General features: G+C 54.5%; 8 protein-coding genes. 2 read left to right on the top strand and 6 right to left on the bottom strand.

The annotated features are described in order from the left end of the window. The first annotated feature begins 264 nt into the window (after nucleotides 1–264). Nucleotides 265–1,320 carry a hypothetical protein gene (locus tag C5Y44_RS13125; RefSeq protein ID WP_146108509.1) on the top strand — a complete coding sequence of 352 codons (1,056 nt, stop codon included), beginning with the start codon at nucleotides 265–267 and terminating at the stop codon, nucleotides 1,318–1,320. 80 nt (nucleotides 1,321–1,400) lie between these two features. Here C5Y44_RS13125 and C5Y44_RS13120 read toward each other — a convergent pair whose 3' ends face one another. From C5Y44_RS13120 to C5Y44_RS13100, 5 genes are all read right to left on the bottom strand, one after another. Further along, complete coding sequence (locus C5Y44_RS13120) at nucleotides 1,401–1,865, bottom strand: universal stress protein (protein WP_105325344.1); 465 nt, start codon at nucleotides 1,863–1,865, stop codon at nucleotides 1,401–1,403. 108 nt (nucleotides 1,866–1,973) lie between these two features. Then, nucleotides 1,974–3,119: a pyridoxal phosphate-dependent aminotransferase gene (locus tag C5Y44_RS13115; RefSeq protein WP_105325343.1), complete on the bottom strand. Its 1,146-nt coding sequence runs from the start codon at nucleotides 3,117–3,119 to the stop codon at nucleotides 1,974–1,976. A gap of 5 nt (nucleotides 3,120–3,124) precedes the next feature. Next, nucleotides 3,125–3,766 (bottom strand): DUF3239 domain-containing protein, encoded by a 642-nt coding sequence (locus C5Y44_RS13110; protein WP_105325342.1) that lies wholly within the window; start codon nucleotides 3,764–3,766, stop codon nucleotides 3,125–3,127. Nucleotides 3,767–3,820: 54 nt separating this feature from the next. Further along, on the bottom strand, nucleotides 3,821–5,452 hold the full coding sequence (locus tag C5Y44_RS13105; protein WP_105325341.1) for a DNA repair helicase XPB: 1,632 nt from the start codon (nucleotides 5,450–5,452) through the stop codon (nucleotides 3,821–3,823). 10 nt (nucleotides 5,453–5,462) lie between these two features. Then, entirely contained in the window at nucleotides 5,463–7,718 is a 2,256-nt protein-coding gene (locus C5Y44_RS13100) for a helicase-associated domain-containing protein (protein ID WP_105325340.1), read from the bottom strand. A gap of 65 nt (nucleotides 7,719–7,783) precedes the next feature. On the opposite strand from C5Y44_RS13100, the gene C5Y44_RS13095 reads away from it, so the two are divergent. Continuing rightward, complete coding sequence (locus C5Y44_RS13095; RefSeq protein WP_066795497.1) at nucleotides 7,784–7,969, top strand: hypothetical protein; 186 nt, start codon at nucleotides 7,784–7,786, stop codon at nucleotides 7,967–7,969. Between the two features lie 226 nt (nucleotides 7,970–8,195). On the opposite strand, the gene C5Y44_RS13090 is transcribed toward C5Y44_RS13095, so the two are convergent. Next, complete coding sequence (locus C5Y44_RS13090; RefSeq protein WP_105325339.1) at nucleotides 8,196–8,819, bottom strand: resuscitation-promoting factor Rpf1 domain-containing protein; 624 nt, start codon at nucleotides 8,817–8,819, stop codon at nucleotides 8,196–8,198. Nucleotides 8,820–9,130 lie beyond the last annotated feature (311 nt).

Genomic DNA, 9,130 nt, shown 5'->3' with positions numbered 1-9,130 from the left:
TGTTGGTCTTAACCCTCTCTTTGTCGTTTTCTATGATTCTCACGATACAGAATACGCTGGTTTGAGGTGGATACAGGCCTTTGAATGTAATTCCGTTAGTTGGCTTTCCAAGGAGCTTTTTGACGGGACATATTGCTATATTTGGGTGGACAACTAGATAACACAACGGGGCACTCCCTATGCCCTACAGGAGACTTCATGAAACCCTCTATATCCCTATGCCTATTCCCACTGGCTTTGGCCCGGCGGCGTGCCTTTAAAGCGATGGCTCTTTCCTCTGTCGCTGGAGTAGCACTGTCTCTTGCCTCATGCAGCAACCCTGAATCGAATGCAGAGTCGGAGACTTCAGCATCAGCTACGACGGTAACAGTTACCTCTATAGCAGAGAAGAGCACTTCAGCATCGCCTAGTTCAAAGTCATCAGAAGCATCATCGCTTAATTTGTACCGGCACGTCATTAACAACCCAGATGAGTTCCCGGTCAAAGGTGATGCCTCTTTCGTACCGCTTGGTGGATATTCTTATGCTCTTGTGGAGGCAGCAGGGGACGAGCTACCAGAACTCCTACTGATGGTCCATGGACAGTGGTCTTCACCAATTAGTGTATTTACGATTGATGATGGCGGCCTGGTTCAAGCCAACGGTGTACTTATTGATGGAGCGCCCACGGGCGGCAGCCAGAGACTTCGCGTGAAGGGCTCGCGGTCAGGGGCAGGACTCTACCAAGTGGACCACCACTCACTGTCAGGACAAGGCGTAAGTACTCTTTTCGGCTTCGCAGACGAAACGCTCTACGCAGCATCTGGTGCCGAATCCTACAACATGGCTTCTCCACCTGCGGATCATCATGAGATAGTGTGGACAGACACCTCAGACGCATCGGTACTTGAAAGTTGGTCAGGGCCTGAAAGCATCATTTATGGCCAGCCACAGGCGGGTTCTGAGCCTAATTCGCAGTTAGAACCCTCCGCGACTGAGGATAGCGATATCCAGCAGTTCACAGGCGTGGTGTATGAGAAGACAGCCCAAGAGTTAATGGACGGTGGTGAAACACCGAATGGTGAGCCATGGGATGAACTCCACATAGTTATGGAGCTAGATAATCCTAGAGATGTAACTGCGGTAAATTACGGCACCAACAAGATAACTTTGTTCGTCGATGAAGTTGCCTTAATCAGCGACGAAAATGGTTACGACTGGTCCCAGCATGTTGGTGAGAGAATCACTATCTCTGCTGCGTTTGACCACATGCGGTTTCCTAGCGACGCGAGTCTTCCATTGGGCGCGCTAAGAATATTTGATTTCACTCAGATTGAATAAGCAGCTATGAAAATGTGGCCAAGCCAAAAAGATTGACTTAGCCACGAGATTCAGCCTATGAAATGGGTGCTGACTATTTCCTACTTGGTGGTATTAACAATGTACAGGTCGCAATTAGTTGCGGAAGCAACATTGCGGGAGACACTACCCAAGATGCGCTGCAAGCCTTGTGCGCGCTTATTGCCCACGACGATGGCGTCAGCGTTGAGCTTTTCAGCCTGCTGAACCAATACTTCCGCGGGCTGGCCCTCAGCAGCGAGTGCCTTAACCTGTAATTTTGGCCAGGTATTGCGCAAGATGGCTGCCACGGACTCGGCAGCCTGCTGGGCAGCGCTTGCTTGGCCATCAGCGAGGCGCTGGTAGGCTTCCGAGGTCTTATTGGACATGTTGCCGCTCTTCGCGGTCTGCATGGCGACAGCAGAGCTGATGCTGTAGGCAGAGAATACATAGAGCTCGGCATCGAAGCTAGCAGCAAGTTCCGCGGCTTTTTCAGCGGCTGCAAGCGCGGTTTGGCTCGAATCCACGCCAGTAATGATGGTCTTCATGTTCTAGGTCTTACCTTCCAAAGTGGGTCGGGGGTGAAGCACTATTCTTTGATTAGGTAGCTTAGCATTGTCCGCATGTCATTACATAGTGTTTTCGGCGAGAAGAAGTTAGAGACGAAACAGCGGTGTTTGCGCTAGCCGTTCGGATGCTTCACGCAGCACGTCGTGGCGTTTACAAAAAGCGAAGCGAACCAGTGGCTTCCACTGCTCTTTATGGTCACTGAATCCTGCAAGGGGGATCGCAGCAACCCCTTGCAGCTCTGGCAGGCCCATGCAATATTCGGTGCCATCGTCAAAGCCCAGTGGCGTTACATCAGCGACGATGAAGTAGGTGCCAGCGGTATCAAATACTTTCAGCCCTGCGTTACGTAGGCCCTCAGCGAGAATGTCTTTGCCCACGGATAGGTTCTCCACCATCCGGCGCAACCACGCGCGTTCATTATTAATGGCATGCGCAACGGCCGGCTGGAAAGGCGTTGGACCTACGTAGGTCATAAATTGCTTGGCTTTGACAACGGCATCGAGAAGCTCGGGCTCAGCTACAGCCCAGCCTGTCTTCCAGCCGGTCGCGTTGAAAGACTTTGCAGCGGAGGAACTGGTGACCGTGCGGGATTTCATGCCTGGCAGCTCGGCTATGCGAGTGTGCTGGTTATCGGCAAAGATAAGGTGTTCGTAGACCTCATCGGATAGCACTGTCAGGTCATGTTTGACGCAGATGCGTGCAAACTCATCCAACGCGGCCCGGGTAAATACGGAACCCGTCGGATTATGCGGGGAGTTGATGATGACTAGGGAAGTGCGTTCAGTAATGGCGGCTTCAAAAGCTGCGGTATCTAAATCCCAGGTTTTATCGACCTGGCGCAGCGGTACCGATACACGTGAAGCGCCCGCGAGCGCGATGGCGGCGGCGTAGGCATCATAATAAGGATCAAATACAATAACTTCGGATCCAGGTTCCACAAGGCCTAATACCGTTGCGGAGATAGCTTCCGTCGCGCCCACGGTAATAAGAACCTCGTCAACGCTCAGGTCACGTGAATTAGCCACCGCGGAGCGCAAAACATCTACGCCCTTGCCGGGGGAGTATTGGTTATTACCGCGCGCTATTTCGCGCTGGGCAATCTCCAGCATGCGCGGAGGACCATCGGTATCTGGAAAACCTTGGCCAAGATTAATCGCTTTATGCTGTACCGCCGCAGCGGACATGGTGGCGAAGATAGTCTCGCCAAAAGGCTGCAACCTGCGTACTGTCATGCGCCTTAGAGTACCAAGAGGTCGAACTTAGTTGCTTTAACATCGGTCAAACGCTTGCGAGCGCGCTCTAGAATCTGCCATTCTTCCTGCGGAACCGATTTGCGTGCGATATTAACAACTTCCTGGTCCGGGGTGCCCCAGGCGATAGGCATCGGAGAAATCTGCTGCCAGTGCTCACGCTCATTAGAATTAACCTGGCCAGATACCGCAGCTACCGGTACTTTCGTGCCAACGGTACGAGTAGTAATGCCCGGGATACTAGTTACGGTGCGCAATGCTGCAGCCCAGCGCGGAGGCAGATTAGGATCCACGTTGGTATTAACCAACGCCATAATCACCATGTCACGCTCGTTGACTTCTACGACTACAGCTGGGGCTAGCGGGTAGCGGTTATACAGCTCTTGCGCGGAGCCCACTTTGCGCGCGGCTAAAACGCCGACAATCGCGCACATGATGCCAAACAGCCCCAGTCCAAGACCGACGGTAATACGCCATTCCGTTTCAATAAACATGTAGGTAGCGATTCCCGCAAGAACTAAAAGCAGGCCCATGATCAGACCCGAAAGCCGCAACCGTCCGGAGTCCCGCAGCAGTTCATTATGCTTTTTCGCAAAGGCTTCGTCGACCTCGAACTTAAATATCTTCATCGCGTCTCAATTCCTTGGTATTTTTGCTGGTAGTCGGCGGAGCTTCGCTGGGGTTTAAAGGTCGCTGGCATCTAATAAGCGATAGGCATAACCTTGTTCTGCCAAAAATCGTTGGCGGTGCAAAGCATAAGTTGCATCAATACTATCGCGAGTCACCAGCGTGTAAAACGTGGCTTCACCGCCATCAGCTTTCGGTCGCAGCAGACGGCCTAAACGCTGTGCTTCTTCTTGGCGGGAGCCAAAGGTGCCAGAAAGCTGGATCGCTACGGCCGCTTCGGGCAAGTCAATGGAAAAGTTCGCAACTTTGGAGACAATTAACACTTGTACCGTGCCGCTACGGAAGGCATCGAAAAGCTTCTCGCGCTGGGCATTCGACGTCTTCCCGTGAATCAGCGGCGCATCCAGGCGAAGGGCAATATCTTCGAGCTGTTCAACATAACCACCAATAATCAGAATCTGCTGGTTCGCATGCTTGTCGATGATATCTTTGACCGCCGTAAATTTTGCATCCGCCGTTGCCGAAATTCGGTAGCGGTCACGACTTTCCGCCGTTGCGTAGACCATGCGCTCTTCGGCATTCATGTCCACACGTACCTCCACGCAATCAGCTGTTGCGATAAAGCCTGCGTGCTCGAGCTCTTTCCACGGAGCGTCATAGCGCTTGGGCCCGATCAAGGAAAAGACATCGCCTTCGCGGCCATCTTCGCGGACCAAAGTAGCGGTCAGCCCAAGTCGTCGCCGCGACTGTAAATCTGAGGTCATGCGAAAGACCGGTGCGGGGAGAAGATGCACCTCGTCGTAGATAACGAGGCCCCAATCGCGGGAATCAAAAAGTTCCAGCGCGCGATATTCACCCTTGGTTTTGCGGGTAACGACTTGGTAGGTGGCAATTGTAACCGGCTTGATTTCCTTCTTCTCGCCGGAATATTCGCCAATCTCATTTTCCGTCAGGGTGGTGCGACGCAAAAGTTCATCGCGCCACTGCCGACCAGCGACAGTATTAGTCACCAAAATCAACGTGGTGGCCGAAGCTTTGGCCATGGCTGCTGCACCGACAATAGTCTTGCCAGCGCCACAGGGTAAGACCACAACCCCGGAACCGCCTTCCCAAAAGGACTCAGTGGCATATTCCTGGTAGTCACGCAGCTGCCAATCGGATTGATTCAGCGCAATCGGATGCGCCTCACCATCGACATAACCCGCAAGGTCTTCGGCCGGCCAGCCGACCTTTAATAGCTCCTGTTTGATCCGGCCACGCTCAGAGGGCGGAACCGCCACGGTGTGCTCATCGATGCGTGCGCCTAACATGCCGCCGATCTTCTTGTGGCGGACTAGTTCTTCTACGATGGCTTGTTCAGCCGATTCCAGAATCAAACCGTGCGCCGGAGATTTCGAAATCTGCACGCGGCCATAGCGCGACATGGTCTCGGCGACATCGACAAGCAAAGCTTGGGGAACTGGAAAACGTGAATAAGACTCCAACACGTGCACAGCTTGCTCGGCATCATGGCCGGCAGCTTTGGCATTCCACAGCGCTAGCGGGGTGATGCGATAGGTGTGGATATGCTCCGGCGCGCGCTCCAGCTCTGCAAAAGGAGCCAGCGCGGCCCGTGCTTCGTGTGCTTGAGGGTGCTCAACTTCGAGCAACACCGTCTTATCAGACTGCACAATCAGCGGACCATTCATTTTATCCAGTTTAGTCCATCACCACCGTAGAGATCCTATGCAGCGGAAAGCGCACCGTGTTGGTACCTACCAAGGCATCGACCTGGCCGCCATCGACGCGCAGCGGTGTGGCGCCCACGGTGGTCGGTTCGCCGTGTTTGTTGGCATAGGTGATTTTGACCGGGTGGCTGCCGCGGGCAGCGGTGCGCAAGACTGCGGTGAAATCCTCTGCGTTTACAGGCGCTGTAGCCTCCGAAGGCTGCTCTCCAGCTGGCTGCGTGGCTGAAATGAGGTGCGCGACCGCGCGTTCGACATGCTCATCGGAAGCGAACCTCGAGCCGGCGAAGTTGGCGGAGTTAGCGGAAGCTGACTTCGCCGGCTGTGCTGACTTAGCGGACTTGGCCGACTTGGCGGCTGGAACCACAGCTGGTTCGGGGCGGACATCGATGGAGATACCTGATTCATCTTCGGCTGCGGGGCTAAAGCCCGCGTGGCGCAATGCTTCCAAAATCTGCGCCAATGGCAGTGCGGAGACCGCTACCGTCGGTGCAATAGAGCGCAGTTCGGTCACCGCAGCCACAGCTTGGGAAAGCAACGCTGAGTCATCGCTGCGGACATAACAGCTCACCGCCGATGACCGCAGGGTGCCGTGGCTGCGCGCGACATCATCGATAAGCACATTGATGGCTTGCGGAACATCACCCCACGTGTGCTCCCGCAAGAAATCTTTCATCTCCGCGGCGGTGAGTGAAGAGTCCAGACCACGGCGAATCGAGCCATGATCAAACCGGTAAACACTAGCTAGCCCCGGTGATTCCAAGGTGGCAAAAGACGACAAAAGCTTTTGCACCGCAGGTGTTAGCGGACCCGGTGCCATCGCCGTGTGGTCAGCTTGGATAATAAATTGCTCAATCGGCTCTGGGCACAGACGCTGGGTTTCATCGAAAGATTCACGTACCACCGCGGTCGCGCGCCCATGCGCAACCGCACCAATCCACCGCACTTCCTGCAAAAGGTGTGCAATTGTGTCCTTTTTACTGTGCATCGTGGCCAACGGGTGAAGGTAGGCAAATAGCGGCCAGAAGGAGGCATCGGAAAGCGCTGCGGAACTGGCCTTGAATGTGTCCACCACCAATTTCCGCATTTCTGGCAGCCGGGGATTATCCACCTCCGCGTCGATGCCACGCTGGGAATTCCAATAAGCCGAATCCATCTGCTCCCAGCCATTAAGCAATACCTGCCACCGCTCATCCAAGGGCGAATCCATCCACTGAATGGCCTGCATCGTGGGAGCTAAGAAATTGCCCTCCAAGCCTTCTGGCTCACCACGGCCCAAAAGCCGGGCTGCGAAACCTAGCGCTAAAAGCGCCTTGGTTTCTTTCTCATCCTTATTAATCTCTTGCGCGAGCGTTGTGACCTGGCGAATGCCTAAAGACTTGTTCTTTAACAATGCCTGGGGCTTGCGCGCTAAAGACTCGATGACCCGGTCCATCGTGTACACGACCTCTAGACCTGCCGCCGTGCCTGACTGATCTGCCTTGGTTTCTTCTTCCTCCATACGCGCGGGTTGCGTATTAAAACTAGGCAAGCTGACTGGCGGTTGCAGCGGGATAACCGTGGGGGATTGTCCCTGCATGGCCTGGCGGATGGTGCGGGGAATAGTGACAGTGTGCTCGCTGCTTTCAACAATGATCCCCTGAGATAGGAGTTCTTTAAACTCTTTCGAGTCCGCAATCTTCGCCTGCGTGCCGATGGTGACCATGCTCCCGCCAGCGCGCGCAATCAACGTCAGGATCTCCCGCTTGCGGGTGCTCAGCGCCCGCATATCCTCGACGCTGACATCAGGCTGGTTTAACAGCATCAAGTTAGTCGGCAGCGCCTGCATGATCCGCGGCAGCAGCGCGAAGCTATCGTCACCGTCAGGGGTGAAAATCAAAGCCTTATTGCGCAGCGCTGACAGGGCCTCTTCGGGAGCGAAGGGCACAAGAGGTGAGATATCTTCCAGGCTTACTGGGCCTAGCTCGGCGCCGCGCTGCGACAATGCCTCGATAACAGCAAGCTCGGCTGCCGTACAAGTTGCTAATGCCAACGCAATCGAGCCCGGCAACAGCATGCGGGTGGATAGCGAATTAATATCCGGGGGTATTGGCACCGCAGTATCGCGACGGTGATGCAAAACCACGGCGAGGTCATCTTTTGATAGCGTGGCCAGCCACTTTCGAAATTCTTGGACCTGGTCGCGGTGCTGTGCTTTACGATGCACCTGGGATTTTTGCTCAGCAGACATAATAACTTCCGAGTTTAGCCACCAGCGAGTTACTTTTTTGCGCTGGGTTTGGCACAATAAGAGGTATGTCGAATGTAGAGAAGAAGGGCCACGTCTCTCCGAACTGGCCGGTTACCGATCGTGAGCATGCTGTTACTGAAATCGTTGCACCGTTTACCGGTCCAGGCAGCCCTTGGGGCGATGACACCGTGCTGCCGTTGCCACAGGAGAAGCTGAACTACGTTCACCCTTACACCCGCATCAACCGTTAAAAGCCTTTAGAATCGGCTTTTAACAGTCTGCAGCCCCATCACCCCGCATGAGCCGGAGGTGATGGGGCTAAAGGCGTTTTCTGTAACTAAGTCCTGGAGCTACTAAGTCTTAGAGCTGGCGGCAGCTACGCCGCAAGCTGTGTGACAAGCTGTGCAGAGAGAACAAAAGGAGCTTGCCACCGGTGAAGGTAGCAAGCTCCGAAGAACCCTTTAAGGTTGGGTTAAATTAGCTAACCTGAGCCAAGATTGGGTCAATGGTGCCGCGGTTTGCGCTGTAGAAAGCGTTGAAGTCGCCGCGGTTAGCCTTGTAAGCGTCGGTGACAACAGATGGAACCTGCACGCCGTAGCTGTTGAGGGTCTTAACAACAAGCTTGTAGACCTCATCGGAAGCTACTTCGTTGGAAGAGGCGTTCTTCACGGCCTTCTGGACAGCAGCTGGGGAGCTAGCTGGTGCGGAAAGCTCCTGTGCAGGAGCGGTGCGCTGAGTTGCAGGGGAGTTCAGGCCCAGGCTTGCGGAGCAAGCTGGCCATGCGCCCCAACCCTGCTGGGCCAGGGTGCGCTCTGCAACGACGATCTGCTCTTCGCGAGATGCCTGGTCTGCGGTTGCAGCGAACTCCCCGCCGCCGAATGCCTGCCAAGTGGAAGCAGAGAACTGCAGGCCGCCGTGGTAGCCGTTACCGGTGTTGATGTGCCAGTCGCCGCCGGACTCGCACTGTGCGAGGCGGTCCCAGTCAGAGTCTGGAGCTGCAGCCGCGGTTGGTGCCATCAGGGCAGCAGCTGCGCCGAAAGCGATGGTGGTTGCTGCGAACTTCGTGCCAACGGAGTTGGTCTTAGCGGAGTGGCTTCCCATTTTCTAGTATTCCTCTCATACCCGCAAGATTGTGGTCCGGTTAGAATCGATGTGTATTTACAGTCTTGAAAATTCTTTTGCACTTAGCTCGGGCAACTACTTGTGATGCAGGGTCGGACTCTATTGCGGGAGTCCCTGCCGTAGTCGCCATCAAAGCGCCTGCGGAACACTGTAACGCTTTATAACGAAACCGTCACGTTAATCTATCGTTTCGTGACCTTTCGGAATTTTTTCCACACAGGAAACGTTGATATTAAGGTGGTTATTGCAGCTCAGTCGCGGCCAGTAAATTGCCAAAAATCAGATATGAA

Origin of the sequence: Corynebacterium sp. J010B-136, from assembly GCF_002967075.1 — a bacterium.
Classification (GTDB): Bacteria; Actinomycetota; Actinomycetes; order Mycobacteriales; family Mycobacteriaceae; genus Corynebacterium.
The sequence above is the reverse complement of the archived record's forward strand: the minus strand, read 5'-3'. Positions and strand labels throughout refer to the sequence as shown.

Bases quoted from the DNA above. Each gene is read 5' to 3' on its own strand.
- C5Y44_RS13090 (WP_105325339.1), bottom strand. From the start codon at position 8,819: ATGGGAAGCCACTCCGCTAAGACCAACTCCGTTGGCACGAAGTTCGCA.
- C5Y44_RS13100 (WP_105325340.1), bottom strand. From the start codon at position 7,718: ATGTCTGCTGAGCAAAAATCCCAGGTGCATCGTAAAGCACAGCACCGC.
- C5Y44_RS13125 (WP_146108509.1), top strand. From the start codon at position 265: ATGGCTCTTTCCTCTGTCGCTGGAGTAGCACTGTCTCTTGCCTCATGC.
- C5Y44_RS13110 (WP_105325342.1), bottom strand. From the start codon at position 3,766: ATGAAGATATTTAAGTTCGAGGTCGACGAAGCCTTTGCGAAAAAGCAT.
- C5Y44_RS13115 (WP_105325343.1), bottom strand. From the start codon at position 3,119: ATGACAGTACGCAGGTTGCAGCCTTTTGGCGAGACTATCTTCGCCACC.
- C5Y44_RS13095 (WP_066795497.1), top strand. From the start codon at position 7,784: ATGTCGAATGTAGAGAAGAAGGGCCACGTCTCTCCGAACTGGCCGGTT.
- C5Y44_RS13120 (WP_105325344.1), bottom strand. From the start codon at position 1,865: ATGAAGACCATCATTACTGGCGTGGATTCGAGCCAAACCGCGCTTGCA.
- C5Y44_RS13105 (WP_105325341.1), bottom strand. From the start codon at position 5,452: ATGAATGGTCCGCTGATTGTGCAGTCTGATAAGACGGTGTTGCTCGAA.